The 249-nt window shown below is 61.4% G+C and carries 1 pseudogene; it reads left to right on the forward strand.

Annotation, left to right across the window (positions count from 1 at the left end):
• Positions 1–249 (forward strand): annotated as a pseudogene (locus tag R0J88_RS22235) (hypothetical protein); the annotation flags it as partial.

Raw genomic sequence — 249 nt, forward strand, 5'->3', positions numbered from 1 at the left:
GTAACGAATACCTCAAGCTCGCAGAACGCCATTGCCGAGCGCAGATTGCCCGCAATGACTTCGACGAAGACGTATGGCAACGGTTTGCCGCGCGCCTCGACTACTTCCCCATGGATGCATCGCAAAGCGCAGACTTCGGTCGCCTGGCGCGCTACCTGGGCGAACCTGGCGGGCTGACGCGCATTTTCTACCTGGCCACCGCTCCCAACCTGTTCGTGCCGATTGCCAACCACCTGCGTAACGCAGGCC

The organism is Pseudoalteromonas sp. SIMBA_162 (assembly GCF_046535955.1).
Classification (GTDB): domain Bacteria; phylum Pseudomonadota; class Gammaproteobacteria; order Enterobacterales; family Alteromonadaceae; genus Pseudoalteromonas; species Pseudoalteromonas marina.